Below are 25,474 nucleotides of genomic sequence, written 5' to 3' on the forward strand. Positions count from 1 at the left end.
GAAGCAGACTGGCACGCGACCAGATCTTATAATCGGAGGAATCATGAATTTTCTCAAACGCATTGGTATAGACACCTATATGGTGCTGCTGATCGCGACAGTATGTCTTGGTTTGCTTATCCCGGCCCATGGTATCGCCATGGTCGGGCTTGGTCATGTGACTTTCTGGGCGGTGGCGCTGCTCTTTTTTCTCTATGGTGCCAAGCTTGATGCCAGCTCTGTCAAAGCGGGCCTGATGAACTGGCGCTTGCAGGGGCTTACCTTTCTGGCCACCTATCTGGTGATCCCGATTATCGGTCTGGCGCTGGCGGCCATCTTTGGCCCGCTGCTTGGCGGAACGGTGACGCTGGGGCTGCTGTTTCTGGCGGTGCTGCCTTCCACGGTTCAGTCTTCCATTGCCTTCACCTCGATTGCCGGGGGGAATGTGCCTGCAGCCATTTGCGCGGCTTCCGTTTCAAACATGATCGGTGTGGCGCTGACGCCCGCGCTTGTGGCTCTGTTGATGCATCAGGGCAATGGCGGGGTGAGCTTTGATGCGGTGGTCAAGATCAGCACGCAGATCCTCTTGCCCTTCATTCTGGGCCAGCTGGCGCGGCCGCTTATCGGTGCTTTTATTGCCAAGCATAAATTCCTGACCATGATCGTGGATCGCGGGTCCATCTTGCTGATTGTCTACAAGGCGTTCAGTTCGGGCACGACATCGGGCTTGTGGAGTGCAATTCCGATGACCAGTCTGGCGATGCTGTTTGTCGTCATCCTTATTTTTCTGGCTTTGACCATGGCAGCCATGGTGTTTGGCGGTCGGCTGTTCAAGCTTGATTATCCGGACCGGGCGGTGCTGTTCTATTGCGGTTCAACCAAGAGCCTTGCCAGCGGGTTGCCCATTGCCAGCGCGCTGTTTGCGGCTGACAGGGTTGGCGCCATCGTGCTGCCGATCATGATCTACCATATGAGCCAGTTGCTCGTTTGCGCCTATGTCTCGCAGAAGGCTGGCCGCGCGCAGTTGGCCGCGGATGGAGAAGGTGCTTTGGCCAATGGAACGGCCAAGTAAGACGTTTCACAGTCCATGCCGATAATATGAAAAGGGTGCCATACGGTTTTGTATGGCACCCTTTTTGTTTGATGATTTGATATGTGGCCGTGATCGGCTGGCATATGAAATCTAGCGCCGAGCGAGGGCCGTCCTGAATATCTTCGCATCAGGCAATGACAGGCCGCCTACGCCTTTGGCGCTGTCCTCGTCGGTCTGCACAGATATGTCGACGATGGTGATGACAGACATGCCGGGCACAAGTCGGTTGGAATTTTCCTGATTGCTATCAATGGAAATTCGGACAGGAACCCGCTGGGCTACCTTGGTGAAGTTGCCGGTGGCATTGTCTGATTTGAGCACGCTGAACTCAGACCCCGTCGCCGGAGAAAAGCGTTCCACATGGCCCGTGAAGCGCCTGTCATTCTGCGCATCCACGGTGAAGCTCACCGGCTGGCCAATGCGCATTTTTGCCAGCTGGGTCTCCTTGTAGTTGGCTACCACCCAGACCTCTTTGGGAACCAGATGGGTGGCGGCAGTGCCTGCCGTAACATATTGCCCTACATGGACGCCGACCGTGCCCAGAACCCCATCGCGCGGGGCGGTGATGCGCGTATGCTCAAGGTTGATTTCGGCCAACTCAACCTGCGCTTTGGCGCTGGCAACGGCAGCTGTTAAAGCATCGCGGTTGATGTGGGTGGTGCGCACGTGCTGCTGAGCCACAATGAGCGCGGCTTTCTGGGCATCAAGAGATGCCTGCGCCTGATTGAATGTGGCGCGATATTGATCAGCCTGACTGGTGGCGGCAAATCCCTTTTCATGCAGTTTGCTGGTCCGGTTGAGATTAAGGCGGGCGATTTCTAGAGCGGCCTTGGTACTGGCCAGTTGAGCCTTGGCCTGATCGACCTGAGCCTTGGCGGTTTCTTCGTTGCTATCGGCATTTTGCAGGGTTACTTCGGCTTCCTGCAAGGCTGCCTTGGCTTGAGCTAACTGTTGGACATAGATGCGGTCATCTATGCGGATCAGTGTTTGCCCCTTGGTGACATGCTGATAATCCTGTACAGGCACAGCCACGATATATCCGGCCAGTTGCGGACTGATCGTTGTGACGCGCCCCTTGATATAGGCGTCCTCGGTGCGTTGCAGGTTCGTTGCGTTGAAGGGCGGCAACCCCCAGACATAGAGCACCACGAAGATGCCACACAGACCAAGGGCGATGGCCACATAGGTTGCGATGGTTCGTAGAAATTTGGGCATGATAAAAAGCAATCTTGTAATGGTCAGGCCGCAGCGGCAGCCATGGTTTGTTTTCTGGCCCGATGGAGCTGGATGAGGCGTTCCACACCAAGCAGGCAAAAGGTGAGAGCAGAGAGAAAGGCCATGAGCAAAAAGGCATCATTATACGCCAGCACATAAGCCTGACGGGATGCGGCACTGGCAAGCATGGCGACCCCTTGCGCACTGCGCTGGACCGGATCAGTGATCGCGGAAGCTACGCTGTGGCCATAAAGCTGGATGCGGTGCGCCACATCGGGGTCTGTCATGACCAGCGACTGGGTAATGGCGTGGGAATGGAATTTCTCTCTGATGATGACAAAGCTTCTGAAGAAGGCCGAGCCCATCATGGCGCCAATCTTCTGCGTCGTGATGAAAAGGCAGATGAAGGACATGATATAGTCAAAACCCTTGCGGAAGGCGGCAATCATGCCAAAGGACATGGCTGCTGGCATGAACAGGCCGCTGGCAAAGGCAATCAGGGCTTGCGAGACATACATCTGTTCCGGTCTCGTCTGAATTGTCAGATGACTGTTCATCCATGAGCCGATGCATAGAAGCAAAAGGGCAAACATCTTCAGATAGATCTGCTTGCCGATTTTCAGCACGAAGCAGCAAGTGATGCCAGCCGTAATGGAGACGGCGAAGATCATTGCGTAGAAGGGGATCAACTGATCGCCGACAGCACCCATTTGCCTGAAGAACCCCACCGCACCGGTGGTCTGTTCCGAACAGATAATTCGATAGAGGAACAAGGCGACGATGAATTGCAGGATCTCCCGCGATGTCAGCCAGCGGATGTCGATAAAGGGCGTTTTGCGGTTGACCTCAACGGTAGCAAACAGGGTGGCAGCCAGAAGGCTGGTCACGACGATCCAGCCAAGCCAACGGGCCTCTGTCCACCAATAGGTCGTGCCGACCGTCCAGAGAATGCAAAAGCCGCCCATTGCGATGGCAAGCGCAGGAAAACTGATGAAATCGGCCTTCTCGATTACCTTGCGCCGGGCGGGAGATTGCAGAGGGCAGACATAGATCGCGGCAATAGCCATCAAGGTCAGCCCGAATTCCAGCATGAACAGGCCCTTCACGCCCCAGACATCGAGCAGATAAGGCGAAACCATGCCGGCCATTGGACGACCGAGGGTCACCATGGTGGCGCCAAGGCTGATGCCGATTGTCATTTTTCTGGCGGGCGGCAGGGTCTCCATCATGTAGATCATGGTTAGCGACGTGAGGGACGCGCCCGCAATGCCTGAGAAAAATTCCACTATGAGCGCCATTTGCAGAGTGTGTACCGTCAGTCCCAGAAGTGAGACCAGCAGATGCACGATGATGGCGATCTCGGCAAACTTGCGGATTCCATATTGCAGCCGGATCTTGAAAAGGAACAAGGTGAGGCTGACATTGGGTGCCAGATAGGCTGCCGTCAGCCAGGAAGCTTCCGCCGGAGTTGCGCCGATGGGGCCGGCAATCTGATAGAGATTGACCGATAGTGAGCTGAAGCCAAAGCCATAGGCGAGCCCGACAATCACGGCAACCAGCACATAGGCAGCCTTGACCGGCAAGGGGCGAGGGCCCAGCGGCATGCGTCTTGGCAGGTTGGCGATTTTAGGCCTTGGTGGTGGCGCGGTTGGGGCAGGGCTGGCTGTGCCCTTTTGAGAAGCCGTGGGCTGCTTCTCAACCAGCTTTGCTGATAGATTTGACATGTAGGCTCAGTCGCTTTTTTCGCCAACGCAGGCCGAGGCTGATTGCAATACGGAAATTGCGACCTCCAGATCCCTTGTTGGTATATCGCCAAATACCTCCTGGCGAATGGCCTCCCCAATTGATTTAACCAACTGGCCGCTTGCTTCTCCCTGCTCGGTCAGATGGATCTTCTTGACGCGTCTGTCTCGTTCATCTGGAAGCCTGCGGATCAGATCATGATCTTCCATTCTGTCGAGTAGCCGCACGACAGTGGCTTGTTCAAGCCCTAGTTGGCACGCCAGTTCCCGTTGGGTCATGTCTGGCGAGCGGACTAAAAGCATGAGGGCCCGGCCACGGGTGTAAGTTAGGCCATGAGCGGTGACGCGGGCATCGAACAGCGTTTTCAGCTTTCGGCTCAGCTTGGTCAGGGATTCCAGAAATTCTTTTGTCAGATGGTCTTCAAGATCATTCATGAGAAAATAGATAGTATGCTAACTATTAGTATGTCAATTATTTATTTTTGAGGGGTCTGTCGGAGTTTGGTCCTTTGGCAAGCCTGATGAGAGGGGATTTGGAGGGCATTGAAGCCGGCTGCCGCAATAGCGGGCAAAAGGTCATTCAGCTGTAACATTGGCGAAATATTCGAACGGAACTGGAGTTCGCGCTGCATCTGTCCTGCCGAATCGCGGTCGGTGCATGCAGGTTCCCTTGATATTAGGAAGTGATATGAACCAATCTCTGTCGGTGAAGAAACGCATTTCTCTGGTGGTCAATCCAGATGCCGTATTCTCTCAGGAAGGTTTGCTGGAGCATATATTCGGGCGCTTCTTTCGCGGCTTGGTCTATGCCCAGATCTGGGAAGACCCCGTTGCGGACATGACTGCGCTGCAGCTTGGCTCCGATGACGATATCGTTTGCATTGCTTCGGGTGGTTGCAATGTGATGTCCTATCTCTGCGCCCAGCCAACTTCAATCTCCGCGGTGGACCTCTCTCCTGCGCATGTGGCGCTCAACCGGCTCAAGCTCGCAGCTGCGCGTCACCTGCCAGATCAGGCGAGCTTCTATGACTTTTTCGGCCATGCGAACCGGCCTCACAACATCACGCATTTTGATCAATATCTTGCACCCCATCTTGACGCGGATACGCTGCGCTATTGGGACAAAGCCTCTCTTGTGGGCAAGCGCAAGAGCATGTTTCGCAAGGGACTATACAGACATGGGCTGTTGGGGCGCTTTATCGGGCTGGTTCATCTTGCAACGCGCATTGGTCGCGTGCGGTTTAAAAGTCTGTTGCAGGCCAAGACACTTGAGGAGCAGGCCTTGTTTTTCGAGCAGCAGATTGCGCCGCTCTTTGAAACAAGCTTTGTGAGATTTCTTGCCAGACGGCGTTCCTTGCTCTTTGGTCTTGGCATTCCGCCAGCGCAATATGACAAGCTCGCAGCAGATCGGGATGGCGATATCGTGTCGGTGCTGCGCGAAAGGACGCGAAAGCTCTTTTGCGATTTTCAAATCGGGGACAATTACTTCGCCTGGCAGGCGGCCAATCGCAGCTATGCGCCGGATGGCAAGGGGCCTGTTCCGCCCTATCTGGAGGCGCAGTATTTCGAAATCCTGCGTGCCAACGCAGACAGGGTGACGGTTGCCAATCAATCCATTACCGAGATGCTGGCGAGCCAGCCCAATGGCAGCAAGAGCGTCTATGTGCTTTTGGATGCGCAAGACTGGATGAATGACAGGCAGCTGAACGAGCTCTGGACTGAAATCACCCGCACCGCACGGTCGGGCGCGCGGGTACTGTTCCGCACAGGTGGTGTTGAGGATATTTTGCCCGGTCGCGTGTCTGCTCATCTGCTGGATCAATGGATCTACGACGACGAAGCATCCCGCAAGGCAACGGCTGAGGATCGCTCAGCGATTTATGGTGGCGTGCATCTATATCGTATGGGCAGGTGAGAGAATGGCTTGTTCCGGTGAGACACAAGGCAACCATGCCGGATTGATGGATGACATCTACCGCTATCAACGCCGGATCTATGATATCTCGCGTAAATATTATCTGCTGGGACGGGATCGGCTGATCATGCAGATGGAGCCCGCCGAAGGGGCTCATATTCTCGAGATCGCATGCGGTACCGGGCGGAATCTGGATTGCATCAGCAGGCGTTATCCCGGACGCTCTCTGTATGGGCTGGATATATCAGAACAGATGCTTGCCACGGCGCGCGGCAAGTTGGGCGTACGGACTGAGTTGGCGCAGGGCGACGCCTGTGCCTTTGATGCCACGAGCCTTTTTGGTCGGGACGGGTTCGATCATATCGTCATGTCCTACAGTCTTTCCATGATCCCGGATTGGCAAGGTGCACTCCGGGAAGCGCTCAGACATCTTGCTCCGGGAGGCACTCTGCATATTGTTGACTTTGGCGATCAGGCCCGGTTGCCAAAGGGGTTCAGGCTGCTGTTGTTGGCATGGCTGGCGACGTTTCATGTCACGCCTCGCGAGGCCCTTGCCGAGACCCTTGAAACCCTGTCGCTGAGCCTGCCGGTCAATATAGAGCATGCATCTTTGTTTCGGAATTACGCTCAGATTGCTCGGATCCATTTGCGGCTCTGATTTTGTGCCTCGCAGTCCCCGGTTTTACATTCCAAAACTTTGGAATTTCTTCTGTTTAGATCGCTTTTGGAAGTCTTGTGAATGTTGGTGTTGGATGCCTGATGTTGTTTTTATATAAAAATATTTCTGTTTAAATGTGTCCAAAATAATCTTCTCTACCGCAATCCCCATAGGGCAGATGTAGCAGTATTTCGCCGTTTATTTGGGATGTCTCAATGTAAACAAACTGTTAAATGGGCGGCGAGAATCGGTATCAATATTGTCAAATTGACACAAAAGCCCTTTAATGAAATATTTAGATATAAATGTGTCCAGAGCAGAAAATACAATAATTACAAAACTTAACTCGCGCCTTACGCGTTCTCAAGGGGAGAGTAAAAATGGCTTCAGGTATTCGCACCGAACTCGTCAACCGATATAATGTTTCAGGTTCAAACAACGGGCTGTCCTCAGCATATGGGGTGCACAGCCTGACCATCGGCGACCACACCTATGTGTATGTGGCCGCTCAATACAACGATGCAATCACAGTCTTCGAGTTGGAGGCCGACGGGAGCCTGACGCCTGTTGAATCCTACAATGATACGACAAGCGCGCTGCTGGATAGTGTTTCAACACTAACATCGACCACCATTGGAGGCTCCACCTATCTGTTTGCCAATTCAAATGGCTATTATGGGGAAGGCATCACCTCCTTCAAGGTCAATAATGATGGCACGCTAACACCTGTTGATACCGTGGCTGAAAGCTCCACCGTTGAACTGGATGGTACGATCGGTAGCATGAGTGTCACAACGGTGGGAACAACCCAGTTCTTGATCGCCAGCGGGCGAGATGATGATGGCGTGAGCGTTTTCAGAATCGGGACCGATGGTACGTTGGTCAATACGTCTGATTATGATGACGCGTCCAACGTGAACTATGGCTTGAATGGCGCCATGGGCGTAACGACCGCCAAGGTCGGGACGAGCACTTATGTTTTTGTTGCCGGTTACTATGACAGCGCCGTCACCGTTATGCGGTTGAATCCCAACGGGACGATGACCTTTATCAATACTGTTGAGAATACCGGCGATCTAAATCTGTCTTACGCCACGGAGCTGACAACTGCTGTCGTGAATGGAACCACATATTTGTTTGTTGGTGGCTCCTCTTCTGCTGGTGTCAGTGTGTTTTCTGTGGCCGCTAACGGAACCCTGACCAACGTCTTCAATACTCCAAGTGACAATTCTACAGAGCTTAGTGGCGTCTTGGGGCTAGAGACCTTTACGCTCAATGGCCAAACCTATCTCATGACCAATGGTGCAAACTATAGTAGTCTGAGTTACTTCAGCGTGGGCAATGATGGGTCTTTGACGTTGGTGGATACCGTGAGTGACGATGAAACCGTCAATCTCTATGGGACGGATTATTCAGACATCGTGACCATTGATGGGCATAGCTATGTTATTGCCACGGGCAGCAGCGAAAGCGGCGTATCGGTTTTCGAGCTGGGCGTTGAGAACCCGATTGTCGGGACGGCCGGGCCAGACTTTCTTGAAGGCACAGACCTTGCCGATACGATGGATGGCAGAAATGGCAATGACATCATAAGCGCCTATGGTGGCAATGACACGGTCCATGGTGGTAACGGAGCTGACGTCATTTTGGGCGGAGATGGTGACGATATCATCTATGGCGATGATGATAATCTGCAGACACTGTCCAATACAGTCACCGTACCGAGTACGCAGCAGCAGCTCTCCATTTCTGCAACTCTGCCTGCAACATCGAATACGAATTCCATTGATGTGTCCGGCTTCATTAGCCGTGATGCGATGAAGACATCCGATTTCAATATCGTTTATGTCATCGATGTTTCCGGCTCGATGGGGTCAAGCTTCTCCGGCAATGAAACCGTTCCGGACATGAACGGAGATGGCTATGCAAACGAACTCATCGATGGCGCCATTACCGCTTATGAATCGGTGACAGATTCTCTGGTGAGTGCAGGACTGTCTGGTTCCAACCTGGCTGTTGTTGCCTTCTCGGGTTCTGCCACGACCATTTATAACGGGACCGTTGGGGGCAATGTCGACAGTGTTCTGGAAACGTTGAATGCTAGCGGAAGTACCTATTTTGAAGCTGCGCTCGACCAGACAATTACGGCTCTTAATGGCATGGGGACAGGCGAAAATCATGTCTTCTTCATGTCTGATGGTGCACCTGGCGATCAGGGAGCCTATTCAGATGAAGTCTCGACCTTGCTGGCGGCCAATGGGCTGAATGCAACCATTCGGGCGATTGGTTTGGGAACCGGTGCCAATATTGATGTACTGGATCTGGTCGATGATGGTCTGGACAACGACACCGCTGAACGCGTGCTGACACCGTCTGCCCTGACCTCCAGTTTGACCGGTGCGCCTGTGCAGGCAAGCGAAGTTGCGCGTATCGAAATTCTGGTCAATGGCAAGGTCGTGGAAACAATCAGGCCAGCCGAATTCACCAGTACACCTCTCGGCCTGAGATACTCGGCCACTGTCAATGGCCTGTCGACTTCGGCCAATGACCAGATCGTAGTCCGGATGGTTGCGTCTGATCCCGCTCATACAACAGCGAGAGTGGGAGTGACATTGAAGAATGCAGGCACTGGCGATGGTGATGATATCTTGTTCGGCAATGATGGCAGTGACACCATCATGGGCAATGGCGGCAATGATACTATTCATGGTGGCCATGGCGATGACGTCTTGTCAGGCATGTCTGGGAATGACGTACTCTTTGGCGGTGCCGGTGCTGACAAAATGTCGGGTGGTAGCGGCAACGACGTCTATTATGTCAATATGGCCCGCGATACCGTCACCGAATATGCGCGTGGTGGGTTCGACAAGATCAACTCGCACATTTCGTTTAGCTTGATGCAGGATGGTCAGAATGTCGAGAGCTTGAACCTCTTGGGTGACGCCAATCTCAAAGGCTATGGTAACGCTGCCAATAATGTTATTTCCGGGAATGCGGGCAACAATGTCCTCTATGGCTTTGCGGGAAATGACAAAATTTATGGCAACAATGGCCGGGATACCCTGATCGGTGGTGATGGCAATGATAGCCTTTATGGTGGCAATGGACTTGATACCATGCGGGGTGGCGCTGGCAATGACATCTATTTTGTCGAAAGTTGGGGCGACAAAGTCGTCGAAGTGGCCAAAGGGGGCATTGATAGCGTCAATAGCACTTCAAGCTTCTCTCTCAATCTGAATGGCGCTTTTGTCGAAAATTTGAACCTTACGGGCAAGGCAAACATCAACGGGATTGGCAACGGGTTGGCCAACAAGATTGAAGGCAATTTGGGAAATAATATCCTGAATGGTCTGTTAGGGAATGACAAGCTCTTTGGTTATAAAGGCAATGATCGCCTCAATGGTGGTGATGGCGCTGATCGGCTTGATGGTGCCAACGGCAATGACATTCTGGATGGGGGCAATCATAATGATGTCCTATTTGGTGGCAACGGCAATGATACCCTTTATGGCAGAAATGGTGCCGACAGCCTGTTTGGAAATAGCGGCAACGATATCCTGCAAGGTAACCTCGGGGCTGACCGCCTGAATGGTGGCAATGGCATGGACCGGATGTATGCCGGTGTTGATAATGTTCGTGACGTGTTCGACTTCAACACGGTTCTGGAAAGCCGTGTCGGGGCCGCTGTCCGCGACAAGATCTTCCAGTTCGATCGTGGGGAAGACAAGATTGATCTTTCCGGGATTGATGCCAACACATCGGCTGCGGGCAATCAGGCCTTTGCTTTTACGGGCCATGTCGCCAAAGCGCATTCGGTCTGGTGGGTCGATACAGGCACTGATGTTGTTCTTCGAGGAGATAACAACGGTAACAATGTTGCTGATTTTGAAATTCAGATCAACGACATCGGTGGGCTGAATGCGGGTGATGTCATTCTGTGATGCATCGCTGACTGCTTCTGGGCTGAAGCTTGAGGCATAAACTAAAAGCAGCATCCCATTATAGGATGCTGCTTTTTTCATTTTTTCATGCTTTTGGGGTGGGCATTTGAACCGCGGCGCTATGGATCGATTGGGTTCCTCGCCGGGGGTTAGCCGCTTGCCGGTCCGTCACTTTATTTGGGCTAGCGTTCCTTGAAGGCATGGGTGATCTGGTCGACCATGGGTTTGATCAAGTAGGACATGATGCTTCTATATCCGGTTTGCAGATAGACCTCTACCGGCATGCCGGGCACCAGAAGTTTGCCGCCCAGCCGACTGAGTTCTCCGTCATTTATGGTGACGCGCACCAGATAATAGGCTGTGCCTGTCGAGCTATCGACGATGCGGTCCGCAGAGATGAGCCGCAACGTGCCAGCAAGCTCTGGGGTGGTGCGGCGATCGAAGGCAGGAAAGCGTAGGCGGGCTTGCTGTTCGGGTGACAAACGATCGATCTGGGCTGGGCTGACTTGGGCGTCAATCACCAGATTGTCTGCGGAAGGAACGATGATCATCACAGTTTCGCCCGGAGAAATAACGGCCCCGATGGTGTGCACGGCCAGCTGCAAGACGCGTCCGTCCTGAGGAGCCTTGATTTCCATGTGCCTGAGCTGTTCCCGTGCGGCGATTTCCTGTTGTTCCAGTTGTCCGATCTTTGTTTCGGTCTCGTGATATTGTTCCAGAACCGACGATTGATAATTCTCGTCCAACTGGACGATCTGGAACTTTTTCTCGCTGATGGCCTGCTTGAGCTGGGCGATATCCGAGACAAAGGCCCCATATTCTCCTTCCAGCTCGGCTTTTTCGCGCTTTAGGGTGTTGACCCTTGATTTTGTGACCAGCTGCTTTTCCAGAAGGGACACATTGGCCGTGATGTCGCTCTGGATAAGGGAAATTTCGTCATTCTTGGCATCGCGCTGGACTTGCAAACCGTCAATCTGTGTCCGGATCTGATTGATCTGTTCTTGCAGCTGGCTCTTGTTGCCAGCAAGGGCGTTGCGTTTGGAGAGCAACAGTTGTCTGTGGCTTTTATACAGATCTTCCCTCTCGCTGTTGCTCATAACGGATGGGTCAATTTCGGGAAAGTCGATGTCCTCAAGGCCATCGCGTTCGGCGATCAAGCGTGCCTCTGCGGCGCGCAATTGCGCAAGATGTTTGGTGACGATGGCGAGATTGGCACGGGTGGATGTGTCGTCAAGGCGAATGAGAATGTCACCAGCGGCGACCGGGTCGCCCTCCTTGACGTTAATCTCCTTAACCGTTCCCCCTTCGCGGTGCTGTACTCTCTTGCGGTTGCCTTCAACAACCACCGAGCCGGAAGCGATGACAGCGCTTGAAATGTTTGAATAGGCACTGGAAACGCCCAGACCGCCAACAATGATGATCGTCAGGATGAGGGCGATGACGAGATGAACGCGAAGTTCTTTTGTGATCGATTTTACGAGTGACTTATTCATGGCGGATCAAGCAGCCCCTTGCGAGGAAACAGGTGAAAGGACCTTGGCAAGAACTTCATTTTTCGGGCCGATTGCCTGAACCTGCCCTTCGTTAAGACAAAGAACATAGTCGACTGCGGCAAGGGCGCTGGGGCGATGGGCGATGACCACAATGATCGATCCCTTTTCTTTCATGGCAAACAGGGCTTTGGTCAATGCGCCTTCGCCCTGACTGTCGAGGCTGGAATTGGGCTCGTCCAATACGATCAGGAACGGATCGCCATAAAGCGCTCTTGCAAGCGCGATACGCTGCATTTGTCCCCCTGAAAGAGCAAAGCCAGCAGGCCCGATAACAGTGTCATAGCCATCAGGCAGGCGGGAAATCATGTCGTGCAGATCAGCCAATCGAGCCGCTTCGATAACCGCCTCTGAAGAGGCTGCGGCGTCAAAGCGCGCGATATTCTGGGCCACCGTTCCCTGAAATAGCTGTAAGTCCTGTGGCAGATAGCCGATGATATGCTTGTGTTTGTCTTCTGACCAATGATTGAGTTCTGACCCGTCAAAGCGAACCGCACCGCTCAGGGCTGGCAGAATGCCGACCATGCATTTTGCCAATGTCGACTTGCCCGATCCGGAAGGGCCGATGATGCCCAGAGCCTGCCCTGCCTTCAATTTGAGAGACATCGGTGCAATGAAGGCCTTTCGGCTGCCGATCGGGGCGCAGCTTGCCTGCTCAATGGAGAGATTGTTTTGCGGAATGGGTAATTCAAGATCGACATCATGATCCGGCATCCTGTTCATGAGCTCAATCAGGCGCGCATGGGACTGTCGGGCTCCGACAAAGGCTCGCCACTGGCTGATGGCAAGCTCGATGGGAGAAAGGGCGCGCGATACCATGATAGAGCCTGCGACCATTGTGCCAGCCGTGATTTCATGTTGAATGGCAAGCCATGCCCCCACGCCAAGAATGGTGGATTGCAGCATCAGGCGGATGGTCTTGGTGACCGACGTGAAAAAACCATTGCGGTCAGCGGCTGTTTTCTGTTTGCGCAGATAGCTTTCGTTGTTTCGGGTCCAACGCTGTTGCAGGTCGCCAAACATGCCCATCGCCTTGGACACTTCGGCATTGGCACGTGAGGATTCCACCAGCTCGTTGCGCACGGCAGCTTCCTGTGTTGCGTCCTTGATGGGGGTTCTGGAGAGCCACTCGTTAAGGGCGATCAGAATGCCGATGACAATGGCCCCCAACAGGCCGATAAGCCCCAGAATGGGATGGAAAAGATAGACGATAAACAGGTAAAACGGCATCCATGGGCTGTCGAACAGAGCGGCAGGGCCGGGGCTAGAGAGAAACTGACGGATTCTGTCAAGGTCACTTACCGGGCGAACGGCTGATGCGTTGGAGCCGGTGATAATCGGGGCTGTCGACGAGGCTCGATAGACGCTTTCGGACATGCGCGCGTCAACATATTGGCCGATCCGCAACAATATCCGACTGCGCAGAATATCCAGAATGCCATAAAAGGTATAAAGCGTGATCGCGATGATGCCCAAGACGACGAGAGTTGGTACAGAGTTGCTCGATAGCACGCGGTCATAGACTTGCAGCATAAAAAGCGGGCCTGTCAGCATCAGAATATTAATGATGGCGCTCAGTAAGCCAACGCCAACCCAGACCCAACCTGTATTCTTGAAAAAACTAACCAATTTACTGTTTGCTTTCGCAGGGGGTCTTGGCACGCTATACCTCCGTTGCGAGGAAAAAATAGAAATAAAAAGACGGTTTTTCTTACCATGTTGCATGCGCAATGACGAAAGAAATGTCAATTGCTACAATGCTATTAGCATTGTTTAACCACTTAACACGGCGGGTATTTCCAAATTGTAATAAAACGAAACAAATAAAGCGAGTCCACCGTTTAAAGTGGATTCGCTTGTAAAGCTTAATTTTTAAGGACTTATGTTGGCTACGCCTTTAAAGGATGAAATCTGTATCGACCAGAGTCTGGGTGTCCATGAGTTGGATTTCAAAATCTGCCGAGGCATCGCCGTCCGTATCAGCAAAGACAAACAGGTCAGAGCCGCTGGCTTGATACCAAACAGCGTGAGCATCCGCTGTTGTGCCGCTGAAGGTAAAGCTGTCGTCTACCGAGGTGGCGCTATTGGCGTCGATAGCGGAAAGATCGATGATATCCTCGCCACTGTCAAACATGTGAAGCTTGTCATGATTGGCTCCGGTCAAGCTGTCATTGACACTAGAGAACACGAATGTGTCCTGAGCATTGTCGTTGCCAGCAAACATGACGTCTGCACCGAGGCTGCCAATCAGGGTGTCGGCGCCTGAACCTGCTCCCAGAATGTCATTTCCGATGCCGCCGTTCAGGCTGTCATTGCCCGCACCGCCGGTGAGTGAGTCGTTGCCCTGATTGCCGAACAAATGGTCGTTGCCGAGATCACCGAACAACTTGTCATCACCGAGACCACCGTTAAGAGTGTCGTTATGTTGGTTGCCGTGGAGCGTATCAGCACCGGCGTTGCCGTTGAGCTTATCATCTCCGGCACCACCAAAGAGCTTGTCATTGCCTAGGTCGCCAAAGAGGATGTCGTTGCCGTTGCCGCCGTTGAGGGTGTCGTTGTTCTGGTTGCCGTGAAGCGTGTCAACTCCATCATTACCATTGAGGATGTCATCTCCGGCGCCGCCAAAGAGTTTGTCGTTGCCCAGATCGCCAAAGAGTGTGTCGTTGCCGTTGCCGCCATTGAGGGTGTCGCTATGCTGGTTGCCATGGAGCACATCGGCGCCATCATTGCCGTTGAGAATGTCATTTCCGATGCCGCCAAAGAGCTTGTCATTACCCGCGCCACCGCTGAGGGTATCCTTGCCCACATTGCCGAAGAGCGTATCGGCTCCTGCATGACCAAAAAGCCTGTCGTCGCCGTTGCCACCGTTCAGAGTGTCGTTGCCAAGGTTGCCGAACAGCCTGTCATTGCCATCGCCGCCGTTGAGGGTATCGTCGCCAGCAAGGCCCGACAGGGTATCATTCCCAATAAGACCATAGAGATGATTGTCTCCGATGTTGCCGCTCATGTTGTTGGCTTGCATATTGCCTGTGGCGTTAAGGTCTGCCTTGCCGGTCAGAGTGATGTTTTCGATATATTGGCTGGAGTTTTTGAGGTTATAGCTGGCTGAACTGAACACTCTGTCCATGCCTTCGCCTGCGGTTTCTGTGACGATATCACTGCTGTTGTCGACATAGAATGTGTCGTTGCCGGCGCCGCCGATCATCGTGTCTACCCCTGCGCCCCCGTAGAGGGTGTCGTTGCCATCGCTGCCATTGAGCAGGTCAGCGCCCGCCAGACCTTTGAGGGTGTCATTGCCCTCTTTGCCCGAGAGCTCGTTATGAACTGCGGAGCCGATGAGGGTGTCGTCCTGGTCTGTGCCTTTGGCGCCTTCTATGCCTGACAAGATGTCTGTGTCGCCATAGCCGTCTGTCGCTGTTCCTCTTGCCAGATTCACAATTACGCCAGCTGTGCCGAAATTGTTGTAAAGCCCAAGTTTGTTGTCATCCTTGTGATAGTCGACCATATCGAAGCCACCACCGCCGGAAATCTTGTCATTTCCGCCCAGGCCAAGGAAGATTTCATCGGCGTCCGAGCCGATGAAGGTATCAGGAAGGAAGGTCCCTCGAACCCTCTCGATCCCGGACAGGCTGTCCGTATCGCCAAAGCCATCGGTGGCAATACCGGTTGCCAGATTGACCGTTACGGCATTCGTGCCACCATTGGAATAGTCATAATAATAGGAGACGGTATCGTTGCCTGCTCCACCGATCAGGGTATCATTGCCCCCAAGCGAGATCAGCAATGTGCCTTGGGCATCCGTCGTGATGGTGTCGTCAAATGCTGTGCCAATGAACCGGTCAACATCACCCCCATTGAGCAGGACGCGGTCTGTCTTGGTGCTGGATTGAATCAGACCGGTTGACAGATTGGCAACGATCCCCTCGTTCACGAAGCTGTAGTTCATGCATATATAGGCAAGGTCGTTTGTCAGGATGACAGTATCGTTTCCCTCACCGGTCACGATGGTGTTGTCATCGTCATCGGTTGCGGCCTTTGTGACATAAATAGTGTCATTGCCCGGTCCGCCATCAAGATAGTCTTCGCCAGCGCCAGCATAAAGCACGTCGTTGCCGTAGCCACCGTAAAGTTGATCGTCGCCATCACCGCCATGGATCGTATCATCATTATCCATACCATAGATGATGTCATTTCCAGCGTTGCCGTTGATGGTATCGTCGCCCTTATATGCGAAGATTAGATCAGCACCATCGCCACCGGTAATGGTGTCATCGCCCCTGTCACCATTCAGTTCGATGGGCGTGGCTTCTGTGCCTTGGGTAGCGCTCGCGTCGATTGAGCTGCCACCTGTCACGGCAAGAGAATAGAAATATTCGAACGCGGTCTCGAAACTTGAATCCAGAGCGGATGCGTTCCAGTCAACCGCATCCAATGTGGCAATAAAGGACTCTAGAGATATGCTGAAATCGGTTGCTTCAACCATCGTGTTACCATTGGCATCAATGAGCAGGGCGCGGGTTATGGTGCCACCTGTCACTTCGAGATCATCACCAAAGCCAATTGACGTGATGTTGTTGCCAAACAGGGTGATCCGAGTGCCGTCAGTATTGGAGATCGAAAATTGGGTGCTGCTTACATTAAAGAGTGAGCCGTCTTCCATCCCGTCAACGTTAAAATCTACACCTGATGCTGCCTGATAATAGGTTACCTGAGCCATATTTTATTCCTGTATGCGTATGCTGAAAAACGAAGACAATATTGGGCGATAAGCCTCTTCGAAAAAACAATATCAAAGGGGCGTGGTTATCGGACTGAAGGCCCGATCTGCGATGCTCCTTGCGGACAAACCCGTCTCTCGGAAAACATATTCATTTCTGTTGCTCTGATCGTCATGGGTGTCAATCAGTAGTTGTCCCAAACGCTTCCATTTGTAGCGATAATGGAAAAAGAATATGTATCTTGTTTCCCGTTTATAAAAACCGAACTCTTGGAACCAATAAGCCTGCCAATGCTGTAAAGGTTGGCGGACGTTGATTTATGCCAATTGTTAAAAGAGCAATATTCGGCATAGTTATACTTTTGGGTGTCTATGGACTGACACCTTGTGCATTTTGTCAGATTTTTGTGTTGCAAATGTCAGACAATTGGAATAGCTTGTTCAGACAGAGAGTGGAAAGACACGATGACCAATACGGCGGAAATATCGAAAACAGGCAATTCGAAAGCGGTTGGAGGCTTACTGGCCGACGAGCTGGCGAAACTCGTTTTCGATGGGTCTCTGGTTCCTGGGGATACGCTGCCTCCAGAAACCGAACTGGCGGCAACGCACCAGATCAGCCGAGCATCCGTGCGCTCGGCGCTGCAGTTGCTGGAAACGCTGGGTATTGTTGCGCGTCGTGCCGGACGGGGGACTACGGTTCAGGAATTTCGCGAATGGAACTTCCTTGATAGCCAGGTCAGCCAGTGGATCGCCGATTATGCTGCGCCGAACCTTGGGGTTCTGCATGACGTTTTCGAGTTCCGCGTAACAACCGAACCACTCATCGCCACTTTGGCGGCTAAGCGGGCCACGGCGCGTGATCTGCTGGCAATGGAGGAAGCCTTCAATGTGATGGAGGCAAACTGGGAGAGACGGGCCTCGCTGGGAGAGCGGGTGAGTTTTTCTCAAGCCGATATCGCTTTTCACGAAGCGATCTATCGCGCGACACATAACTTGGTTTGGGCTCAGATTGTTCACATTCTGCGCCCCGCGATCTTGCTGGTGATCAAAACCAGTAACGAGACAGCCGAAGAGCTTCGCGAAAGTCTGGAGCGCCACCGTCGTTTGATGGAAGCAATCCGGATGCGGGATTCCGACGCTGCGCATGTAGCCGCTACGCGTATTTTGTCTCAGACCGGCTACGATTTGGGATTTGAGGAAACCCCGGGGGAAAAAGAAACCTAATCCGCAATTGCGGGAGGATCCCGGAAGGGGCTCAAGTTCCGACTAGTTTTTTTAATGCCGGCATGGGAGCCGGCAAATGAGCAAGGAGGACTCATATGACTCTGTCGAAACTGCTTCGTGCAAGCGGAGGTTTGTTCGTTGGTGCTGCTCTTGGTCTGATCATGGCCAATCAGGCAGTTGCTGCTGATTACGAATGGACCTTCCAGACGTCCGAAAATACCGGCGAGCCACAGTTTGAAATCAAGAAACAATGGGCTGACAATATCGAGAAGATGACGCAAGGACGCGTCAATATTGAGATTTTGCCAACCGGCGCTGTTGTTCCTCACAACCAGACCCTTGATGCAGTCCGCTCCGGCATTCTGCAGGGTCATCTCACCGATCCAAGCTATTTCTCCGGTATCGATCCGGCTTTCTCCATGCTCGGCAACCTTGTTGGCGCATGGGGCGATCCGCTCGAATTCCTTGAATATATGAAATATGGTGGCGGTGAACAGCTTTATAACGAGCTGGTCGAACCTTACAATGTGCATCTCATCGGTGCTGCTGCAACCGGTCTTGAAGCCTTCGTAACTAAGAAGCCGATCCGCACTGTTGCCGATCTTAAAGGCCTTAAGGTTCGTGCACCAGAAGGCATGGTTTACGAGATTTTCTCCAAAGCTGGCGCTTCGCCGGTGAACCTGCCGGGGTCTGAAGTTTACACCGGTCTTGAAAAAGGTGTGATCGACGCGGCCGACTACACCGTGTTCTCAACCAACCAGGCTCAGGGCCTGCATCAGTTCGCCCGTTATCCGAACTATCCGGGCTTCCACTCCCTGCCAATGGTTGCCGTTTCCATGAACAAGGAAATCTGGGACGGCCTGCCTGAAGACATCAAGACTGCCATGGAAGTCGCTACCGACGATCTGGCTTATGATCTTGTCTTCAAACTGAAGGCTCGCGATCTGGATGCCGTTGAAGAAGCGCGCGCTGATCCGAATATCGAAATCATCGATATGGCTCCGGAAGAACGCAAAAAATTCCGTAACATCGCCAAGGAAGAATGGGCCAACTGGGCCAAGAAGAACGAGCTGACCCAGAAAGTCTATGACTCGGTCGTCGCCTTCCTGACGAAACGGAACCTCATGTAAAATACCCCAATGTCCGGCGGGTTTGTCCCGCCGGGCGCTTGCTCGATTTCTGGTGTCACGTCTGGCGCGTCTAATCCGGATGCGTCGCATGGCCGATCCTGCGAAAGTTTCTCAAATGTCAATTGATTCCAACACTCCCGCCTCGCCGGAACCGGCTGGCGTGGATGGGGAGATCCGCACGCCGCTTGACGCTGCCATCGACTGGTGCGGACGCGGCCTGGCCTGGCTGGTCTTTATCGCCATGGCCATCAGCGTCACAGAAGTTATCAGCCGGTATGTCTTCGATAGCCCTACATCCTGGGTGCACGAGACCACGGTCTTCATGATCGCGATCATCTTCGCTCTGGGCGGCCCGATCGCCCTTGCGCGCGACAAGCATATCCGTGTTCGTATCATCTACGATACGGTGTCTACCAAGACCCGCAAAATTCTGGATGTGTTCAACACGATCGTGACCTTCCTGTTTTCCATCGCCATGTCCTATGCAGCCTTTGTTCTGTTCTGGCGCTCTTCGCACAATCCAAGTGGTGCATGGCAACTGGAACGCTCCGGTACCAGCTGGAACCCGCCGTTCCCGGCCCTCACCAAGGGCATTATCCTCACCGCCATGGCGATCATGACCGTGCAGTCCATTCTGCATGTCATCAAAGCCATCCGCGCGGTCAATGAAAACAACAAAAGCGAGGAGAAGTGACCATGGGTGGACTTGGCCTGCAAGCCCTGGGCATTGAATGGGGCACTTATGTTCTTGTCGGCAGTATCTTCTTGCTGCTGCTCACAGGACTTCCTCTTGCTTTCGTTACCGGTCTGGTCGCCATGGTCTTTACCGTCGGCTGGTTCGGTCCCAACGCTATTCCTCTTGTCATCAGCCGTGTTTATGGCTTTATCACCGAATATTCCCTTGTCGCGGTGCCCATGTTTGTCTTTATGGCATCCTTGTTAGACCGATCGGGGATAGCCAAGGACTTATTCTCGGGCATGAGGGTGCTCGCCGGACGATTGCCCGGTGGTGTTGCCATTCAGACCCTGATTGTATCCGTTTTCTTGGCTGCCATGTCCGGCATTATCGGCGGTGAGATCGTTCTCCTGGGTATCCTTGCCCTGCCTCAGATGCTTCGTCTTGGCTATGATCGCAAGATCGCCATCGGCGTGGTCTGCGGTGGTGGGTCTCTGGGTACCATGATCCCACCATCCATCGTGCTGATCATCTACGGCCTGATCGCTTCGGTTTCCATTGCTGACCTGTTCGTCGCAGCTGTCGTGCCGGGTGTCATGCTCGCCGGCCTTTACATGACCTATGTTCTGAGCCGCTGCCTGATCAATCCGGAACTGGCACCGCCAATGCCTCCGATGGAACCAGAAGAGCGCAAGGTTGCTCGGCGTCAGGCGATCAAATCGATCCTGCTGCCTGCTGCGATTGCCTTCATGGTGCTTGGTACCATCTATGCCGGTATTGCTTCTGTGACGGAAGCGGCTGCAATGGGTGTGTTCGGCGTGCTGGCTGCAACGGCCATCCGTCGCGAGTTTTCCTTCAAGCTCATTCATCAGAGCGTGATGCAGACCCTTACCACCTGCGGTATGATTGTCTGGATTGGTGTCGGTGCGGCCACGCTGGTTGGTGTCTACAACCTGATGGGTGGTAACCGCTTCGTTTCCAACACGATCCTTGGACTGGATGCAGCCCCTGTCGTCATCATTATGGTCATGATGCTGATCCTTCTGGTGCTGGGCCTGTTCCTCGACTGGATCGGGATTGCAATGCTGACCCTGCCAATCTTCGTACCAATCATCACCCAGCTGGGCTATGACCCGATCTGGTTCGGTGTGTTGTTTGCGATCAACATGCAGGTCTCCTTCCTCAGTCCGCCGTTTGGACCGGCAGCCTTCTATCTGAAGGGGGTTGCGCCACCCGAGATCTCTCTGGGAGATATCTTCTCCTCCCTGTGGCCATTCATCCTGATGCAGTTGACTGTTCTGGCCATCATGCTTGCTTTCCCGGACATCGTATTGTGGATGGTGAACTAACGGCCTAACAAGACAGGATCCGGCGGCGACAAGTTTGAGAGCCGGCCGTCGGATCTCTCCCGAAAATTCCAAAGAGCGGATGCTGAAAATGAAAATTACAAAGCTCACAACATGGCTGGTTCCCCCCCGCTGGATGTTTGTCAAAATCGAAACTGATGAAGGTATCAGCGGCTGGGGTGAGCCGGTCATCGAAGGACGAGCCCGCACGGTTCAGGCGGCCGTTGAAGAAATGGCTGAAATTCTGGTGGGCCGCGATCCGCGCCATATCCAGGATATCTGGCAGATGCTGTATAGAACCGGTTTCTATCGCGGTGGTCCGATTCTGATGTCAGCCATTGCCGGTATCGATCAGGCGCTTTGGGATATCAAGGGCAAGGCGCTGGGTGTGCCAGTGCATGAATTGCTTGGTGGCAAGCTGCGCGACAAGATGCGTATGTATTGCTGGATTGGTGGCGATCGGCCCAACGATGTGGGACGACAGGCCAAGGAAGTGGTTGCCAGTGGCTTTACCGCCTTCAAGATGAACGGCACACCGGAAATGGCCTTTGTCGATAGCCACGCCAAGATTGATGATGCGGTGGCCCGCGTGGCCGAAGCGCGCCAAGCGGTGGGGCCGGATGTCGGTATCGCCATCGACTTCCATGGCCGGGTGCATCGCCCCATGGCCAAGGCGTTGTTGCGCGAGCTGGAACAATATCACCCGATGTTTGTTGAAGAGCCGGTGCTGACCGAGCATCTCTCCTGCCTTAAGGAAATCGGCGGCGGGCTTGGCTACCCCATCGCTTCTGGCGAGCGTATTTTCTCGCGTTATGGCTTCCGCGATGTGCTGGAACAGCGCATGGTGGATATCATCCAGCCGGACCTTAGCCATTGCGGCGGCATCACCGAAGTGTTCAAGGTTGCGGCCATGGCCGAAGCCTATGATGTGGCCATCGCACCGCATTGTCCGCTCGGGCCTTGCACGCTGGCAGCCTCGCTGCATCTGGACTTTGTGTCCTACAATGCCTTCATTCAGGAACAGTCCATGGGCATCCATTACAATGTGGGCAATGATGTGCTCGACTATATGGTCGATCCGAGCCCGCTGACCATCAAGGATGGCTATGTGCATGCGCTGACTGGTCCAGGGCTGGGCGTGGAAATCAATGAAGACTTCGTCATTGAACGCTCCAAGGAAGGGCACAACTGGCACAACCCGATCTGGCGTCATGAAGACGGGAGTGTGGCAGAATGGTAAGTGCATTCAGCGAACAGTTCGAAACCGCTTTTGCCAAGATGCCTCTTGTGGCTATCTTGCGCGGTGTTCCGGCAGAGCGGGCCAAAACTCTTCTTACCATCCTTGTGGAGGAAGGCTTCACCCTCATCGAAGTGCCACTGACCTCTGCGGATGCGACCGATGCAATCCAAGAGATGGTTGAGGCCGCTCCTGATGGCATTATGATCGGGGCGGGGACTGTGCTGAGCCCTGAAGACGTCCAGGCAGTCTATGATGCGGGCGCACGCTTTATCGTTACGCCCAACACCGATCCGGATGTCATCAAGAAGGCCAACGAACTGGGCATGCCGTCCTGCATCGGTTGCCTGACGCCAACGGAAGCGTTGTTGGCGACGCGTTCGGGTGCAACGGTGTTGAAATTCTTCCCTGCAGCCCGTTTGGGTGGGCAATATATCAAGGACGTCAAGGTCGTGCTGCCACCTCAGATGCGGGTGCTGGCGGTGGGCGGGGTTGGCCCTGCCGAGTTTGAAGAATATGTAGCGGCAGGTGCTGCCGGCTTCGGTATTGGCTCGGACCTCTGGAAAGTTGGCCGGTCTGACGAAGAGGTCAGAAGCTCTGCCCGTGCGCTGGTGGGCCAGTGGAAGGATATGCAATGACCAAGAAGCTGATCATTGTCGATTGGGGGACGACCTCCTTTAGGGCGTGGCTGCTGGAAGCGGAAACCGGCACCATCCTGTCCGAGATCACCGAAGGCAAAGGCATGCGGGCGCTGCATCGTAGTGAATTTTCCGCCTACGCCAAGAGCCAGCTGGATGGCTGGCGGGCCGATAGCGAAGAGACCATTCCGGTTTATCTGGCTGGCATGGTTGGTGCGCCACAAGGCTGGCAGCAAGCCCCGCAACCACCGTTGCCCATGCGCGGGGAAGAGCTGGTGCGTGATATCGTGCCGGTGGCCGATATGGCCGACACCTACATCATTCCCGGCGTGCGTCAGTCCGGACAACCGCAGGATGCCGATGTTATTCGCGGTGAAGAGGTGCAGATTTTCGGCGCCATGGCAAGTCTTGGTCGCCAAAGTGGTCTGGTCTGCCTGCCGGGCACCCATAGCAAATGGTGCGAAATGCAGGAGGGTGTCTTCACCCGCTTCCATACCTCCATGACGGGCGAAGTCTACGAGGTGATGAGCAAACACTCGATCCTCGGTCTGATGGCAGATCCGTCAGCGGACTTTGATTCCGATGGCTTTGAAAAAGGCCTCGGTCAGGTGGAAGGCGAGGGCGGTCTGCTCAATCATCTCTTTAAGGCGCGTGCGCGTGTGCTTTATGGCGATCTGGAGCAATCCCAGACCGCAAGTTTCCTTTCTGGCATGTTGATTGGTGCGGAAATCAGGGCAATGCGTGACATTTATGAATGCGAAGGCAGAGAAATTCTGCTTGTTTGTGCCGACCGGCTTGCAAAACCCTACAGCCATGCGCTGTCCCACCTGGGTTTGTCCAGCCGACACATTTCCTCCAAGGATGCAACGCTCGCCGGGGTTCGCGCTCTGGCAGCCCTGCATGGCGTAAACAGCAAATAAAGGTGAAATTCGATGCAAACCCGCACACTCGCAGACATTGCCATTATCGGACTCGGGGTCATGGGGCGCAATCTGGCGCTCAACTTTGTCGACCACGGGTTCAGCGTTGCCGCTTACGATGCCTTTCCAGAGGCGTTGGAAGGGGCACGTGAGGCACTGGGTGCGAGCGTCGGGTTGCACGATAGCCTTGAAGGCCTTGTGGCCTCTTTGAAAAAGCCGGCCCGCATCCTGATGATGATCAAGGCCGGAGATCCGGTGGACGAGATGATCGCCCGCCTTGCGCCTCTGCTTGTGGCAGGGGATATCGTAATGGACGGGGGCAACTCCTTTTATCGGGATACGGAGCGTCGCGCCGCGTTGCTCGAAGCCCAGAATCTTGTTTTCGTTGGTCTTGGGGTCTCTGGCGGAGAGACCGGCGCGCGCTTCGGACCTGCCTTGATGGCCGGTGGTGACAGTGCGGCGCTGGCTCATGTCGATGATCTTTTCTCGGCCATTGCCGCCAAGGCGCCGGATGGCGGAGCCTGCTATGCGGCTCATGGCGCAGGCGGGGCAGGGCATTTCGTTAAAACCGTTCACAATGGCATTGAATATGCCCAGATGCAGCTCATCGCAGAAGCTTATTTGCTGCTGTCTGGGCCTGCCGGACGCGACCACGGACAAATCTCCTCCCTCTTTTCCAGTTGGAATCGCGGTCCGGCAGCCTCCTATCTATTGGAAATTTCCGCAGCCATTGCAGGCACCATCGATCCTGAGACGGATCGCCCCATTCTTGAAGTCATCAAGGATGCGGCTGGGCACAAGGGCACCGGTCGCTGGACGACGGAAGCGGGGCTTGAATATGGCGTTGCCATTCCGACAATTGCTGCGGCCTTTTTGGCGCGAGCTCTTTCCGGTCGGGAGCGTCTGGCGCTTGAAAAACGCCTCTCTCCGAGCGCGGACATCAATGGTGAGGCGCTCGCCGAAGAGATTGGCGCGGCGCTGCCAGCGGCCATGCTCGCCTGCTATATTCAGGGGCTTGAGCTGATTGCTGCGGCGTCCGACGCCAACGGCTGGAATACGGATCTTGCGGCTGTCGCGCGCGGCTGGCGCGCAGGCTGCATCATTCGCTCGGTCATGCTGGACCCGATTGCCGCCATGCCGCAAGACACGGACATGCTCGCAAGCGACTATGCCGGCGGTCTGTTGAATGGATCCGAGACCGCCATGCGGGCTGTGGCTGGAATGGCTGCCGTATCGGGCACCCCGGTGCCTTGCTTCTATTCGGCTCTTTCATGGCTGGATGGACGGCGCAGCGCCTGTGTTGGCGCAAACCTCATTCAGGGGCAACGAGATTATTTTGGTGCCCATACATTTGAGCGCACCGACAAATCCGGTCACTTCCACTTCGATTGGAACGCACAAGCGGAGTGAGCTTGAGGCGTTTGCGGCTGGACCCAAGAACAAGAAGAAACGAACAAGACGCCTGTCGTCTACAACGCAACGACATGAAA

The 25,474-nt window shown here is 54.0% G+C and carries 18 protein-coding genes; 12 read left to right on the forward strand and 6 right to left on the reverse strand.

The window, feature by feature from the left end:
• Window positions 1–43: 43 nt before the first annotated feature.
• A complete protein-coding gene (locus tag BM258_RS21575) occupies window positions 44–1,051 on the forward strand; it encodes a bile acid:sodium symporter family protein (protein ID WP_090075320.1) in 1,008 nt (335 codons plus the stop codon).
• 111 nt (window positions 1,052–1,162) lie between these two features.
• On the opposite strand, the gene BM258_RS21580 is transcribed toward BM258_RS21575, so the two are convergent.
• From BM258_RS21580 to BM258_RS21590, 3 genes are read right to left on the reverse strand one after another with little or no spacing between them, the layout of a single operon-like run.
• The gene (locus BM258_RS21580; RefSeq protein ID WP_090075321.1) at window positions 1,163–2,287 is read right to left on the reverse strand and encodes an HlyD family secretion protein; all 1,125 of its coding nucleotides are present in this window, start codon (window positions 2,285–2,287) and stop codon (window positions 1,163–1,165) included.
• Window positions 2,288–2,310: 23 nt separating this feature from the next.
• On the reverse strand, window positions 2,311–4,011 hold the full coding sequence (locus BM258_RS21585) for an MFS transporter (RefSeq protein WP_090075322.1): 1,701 nt from the start codon (window positions 4,009–4,011) through the stop codon (window positions 2,311–2,313).
• Between the two features lie 6 nt (window positions 4,012–4,017).
• Entirely contained in the window at window positions 4,018–4,464 is a 447-nt protein-coding gene (locus BM258_RS21590; RefSeq protein ID WP_090075323.1) for a MarR family winged helix-turn-helix transcriptional regulator, read from the reverse strand.
• A 253-nt stretch (window positions 4,465–4,717) separates the two neighbouring features.
• On the opposite strand from BM258_RS21590, the gene BM258_RS21595 reads away from it, so the two are divergent.
• The 3 genes from BM258_RS21595 (at window position 4,718) to BM258_RS21605 (ending at window position 10,543) form a co-directional block, all read left to right on the forward strand.
• A complete protein-coding gene (locus BM258_RS21595) occupies window positions 4,718–5,944 on the forward strand; it encodes a BtaA family protein (protein WP_090075324.1) in 1,227 nt (408 codons plus the stop codon).
• A 4-nt stretch (window positions 5,945–5,948) separates the two neighbouring features.
• On the forward strand, window positions 5,949–6,602 hold the full coding sequence (locus BM258_RS21600) for a class I SAM-dependent methyltransferase (protein WP_090075325.1): 654 nt from the start codon (window positions 5,949–5,951) through the stop codon (window positions 6,600–6,602).
• Between the two features lie 380 nt (window positions 6,603–6,982).
• Window positions 6,983–10,543, forward strand: a complete 3,561-nt coding sequence (locus tag BM258_RS21605; protein ID WP_090075326.1) for a VWA domain-containing protein — start codon at window positions 6,983–6,985, stop codon at window positions 10,541–10,543.
• A gap of 182 nt (window positions 10,544–10,725) precedes the next feature.
• Here the strand turns inward: BM258_RS21605 and BM258_RS21610 are convergent, their stop codons facing one another.
• From BM258_RS21610 to BM258_RS24990, 3 genes are all read right to left on the reverse strand, one after another.
• Entirely contained in the window at window positions 10,726–12,036 is a 1,311-nt protein-coding gene (locus BM258_RS21610; RefSeq protein ID WP_090075327.1) for an HlyD family type I secretion periplasmic adaptor subunit, read from the reverse strand.
• A gap of 6 nt (window positions 12,037–12,042) precedes the next feature.
• Window positions 12,043–13,722: a type I secretion system permease/ATPase gene (locus tag BM258_RS21615; RefSeq protein WP_244544804.1), complete on the reverse strand. Its 1,680-nt coding sequence runs from the start codon at window positions 13,720–13,722 to the stop codon at window positions 12,043–12,045.
• Between the two features lie 268 nt (window positions 13,723–13,990).
• On the reverse strand, window positions 13,991–16,810 hold the full coding sequence (locus BM258_RS24990) for a calcium-binding protein (RefSeq protein ID WP_090075329.1): 2,820 nt from the start codon (window positions 16,808–16,810) through the stop codon (window positions 13,991–13,993).
• A gap of 465 nt (window positions 16,811–17,275) precedes the next feature.
• Between BM258_RS24990 and BM258_RS21625 the strand changes: the two genes are divergently transcribed.
• From BM258_RS21625 to gndA, 8 genes are all read left to right on the forward strand, one after another.
• Window positions 17,276–18,037: a FadR/GntR family transcriptional regulator gene (locus BM258_RS21625; RefSeq protein ID WP_210186841.1), complete on the forward strand. Its 762-nt coding sequence runs from the start codon at window positions 17,276–17,278 to the stop codon at window positions 18,035–18,037.
• 95 nt (window positions 18,038–18,132) lie between these two features.
• Window positions 18,133–19,167: a TRAP transporter substrate-binding protein gene (locus BM258_RS21630; protein ID WP_090075330.1), complete on the forward strand. Its 1,035-nt coding sequence runs from the start codon at window positions 18,133–18,135 to the stop codon at window positions 19,165–19,167.
• Between the two features lie 115 nt (window positions 19,168–19,282).
• Complete coding sequence (locus BM258_RS21635; protein WP_090075358.1) at window positions 19,283–19,861, forward strand: TRAP transporter small permease subunit; 579 nt, start codon at window positions 19,283–19,285, stop codon at window positions 19,859–19,861.
• Between the two features lie 2 nt (window positions 19,862–19,863).
• Complete coding sequence (locus tag BM258_RS21640) at window positions 19,864–21,192, forward strand: TRAP transporter large permease (RefSeq protein ID WP_090075331.1); 1,329 nt, start codon at window positions 19,864–19,866, stop codon at window positions 21,190–21,192.
• A gap of 88 nt (window positions 21,193–21,280) precedes the next feature.
• Window positions 21,281–22,429, forward strand: coding sequence for a galactonate dehydratase (gene dgoD / locus BM258_RS21645; RefSeq protein WP_090075359.1), 1,149 nt, complete (start codon window positions 21,281–21,283; stop codon window positions 22,427–22,429).
• Window positions 22,423–23,064, forward strand: a complete 642-nt coding sequence (locus BM258_RS21650; protein ID WP_090075332.1) for a 2-dehydro-3-deoxy-6-phosphogalactonate aldolase — start codon at window positions 22,423–22,425, stop codon at window positions 23,062–23,064. Before dgoD ends, BM258_RS21650 begins: the two co-directional genes overlap by 7 nt.
• Window positions 23,061–23,984: a 2-dehydro-3-deoxygalactonokinase gene (locus BM258_RS21655; RefSeq protein ID WP_090075333.1), complete on the forward strand. Its 924-nt coding sequence runs from the start codon at window positions 23,061–23,063 to the stop codon at window positions 23,982–23,984. Before BM258_RS21650 ends, BM258_RS21655 begins: the two co-directional genes overlap by 4 nt.
• 12 nt (window positions 23,985–23,996) lie before the next feature.
• On the forward strand, window positions 23,997–25,394 hold the full coding sequence (gndA, locus tag BM258_RS21660) for an NADP-dependent phosphogluconate dehydrogenase (protein ID WP_090075334.1): 1,398 nt from the start codon (window positions 23,997–23,999) through the stop codon (window positions 25,392–25,394).
• The last annotated feature ends 80 nt before the right edge of the window (window positions 25,395–25,474 follow it).

Source organism: Cohaesibacter marisflavi (assembly GCF_900115225.1).
In the GTDB taxonomy this organism is placed as follows: Bacteria; Pseudomonadota; Alphaproteobacteria; order Rhizobiales; family Cohaesibacteraceae; genus Cohaesibacter; species Cohaesibacter marisflavi.

Excerpts from the sequence above, each read along its gene's own strand:
- BM258_RS21575 (WP_090075320.1), top strand. The coding sequence starts at position 44 with ATGAATTTTCTCAAACGCATTGGTATAGACACCTATATGGTGCTGCTG.
- BM258_RS21580 (WP_090075321.1), bottom strand. The coding sequence starts at position 2,287 with ATGCCCAAATTTCTACGAACCATCGCAACCTATGTGGCCATCGCCCTT.
- BM258_RS21585 (WP_090075322.1), bottom strand. The coding sequence starts at position 4,011 with ATGTCAAATCTATCAGCAAAGCTGGTTGAGAAGCAGCCCACGGCTTCT.
- BM258_RS21590 (WP_090075323.1), bottom strand. The coding sequence starts at position 4,464 with ATGAATGATCTTGAAGACCATCTGACAAAAGAATTTCTGGAATCCCTG.
- BM258_RS21595 (WP_090075324.1), top strand. The coding sequence starts at position 4,718 with ATGAACCAATCTCTGTCGGTGAAGAAACGCATTTCTCTGGTGGTCAAT.
- BM258_RS21600 (WP_090075325.1), top strand. The coding sequence starts at position 5,949 with ATGGCTTGTTCCGGTGAGACACAAGGCAACCATGCCGGATTGATGGAT.
- BM258_RS21605 (WP_090075326.1), top strand. The coding sequence starts at position 6,983 with ATGGCTTCAGGTATTCGCACCGAACTCGTCAACCGATATAATGTTTCA.
- BM258_RS21610 (WP_090075327.1), bottom strand. The coding sequence starts at position 12,036 with ATGAATAAGTCACTCGTAAAATCGATCACAAAAGAACTTCGCGTTCAT.
- BM258_RS24990 (WP_090075329.1), bottom strand. The coding sequence starts at position 16,810 with ATGGCTCAGGTAACCTATTATCAGGCAGCATCAGGTGTAGATTTTAAC.
- BM258_RS21625 (WP_210186841.1), top strand. The coding sequence starts at position 17,276 with ATGACCAATACGGCGGAAATATCGAAAACAGGCAATTCGAAAGCGGTT.
- BM258_RS21630 (WP_090075330.1), top strand. The coding sequence starts at position 18,133 with ATGACTCTGTCGAAACTGCTTCGTGCAAGCGGAGGTTTGTTCGTTGGT.
- BM258_RS21635 (WP_090075358.1), top strand. The coding sequence starts at position 19,283 with ATGTCAATTGATTCCAACACTCCCGCCTCGCCGGAACCGGCTGGCGTG.
- BM258_RS21640 (WP_090075331.1), top strand. The coding sequence starts at position 19,864 with ATGGGTGGACTTGGCCTGCAAGCCCTGGGCATTGAATGGGGCACTTAT.
- dgoD (WP_090075359.1), top strand. The coding sequence starts at position 21,281 with ATGAAAATTACAAAGCTCACAACATGGCTGGTTCCCCCCCGCTGGATG.
- BM258_RS21650 (WP_090075332.1), top strand. The coding sequence starts at position 22,423 with ATGGTAAGTGCATTCAGCGAACAGTTCGAAACCGCTTTTGCCAAGATG.
- BM258_RS21655 (WP_090075333.1), top strand. The coding sequence starts at position 23,061 with ATGACCAAGAAGCTGATCATTGTCGATTGGGGGACGACCTCCTTTAGG.
- gndA (WP_090075334.1), top strand. The coding sequence starts at position 23,997 with ATGCAAACCCGCACACTCGCAGACATTGCCATTATCGGACTCGGGGTC.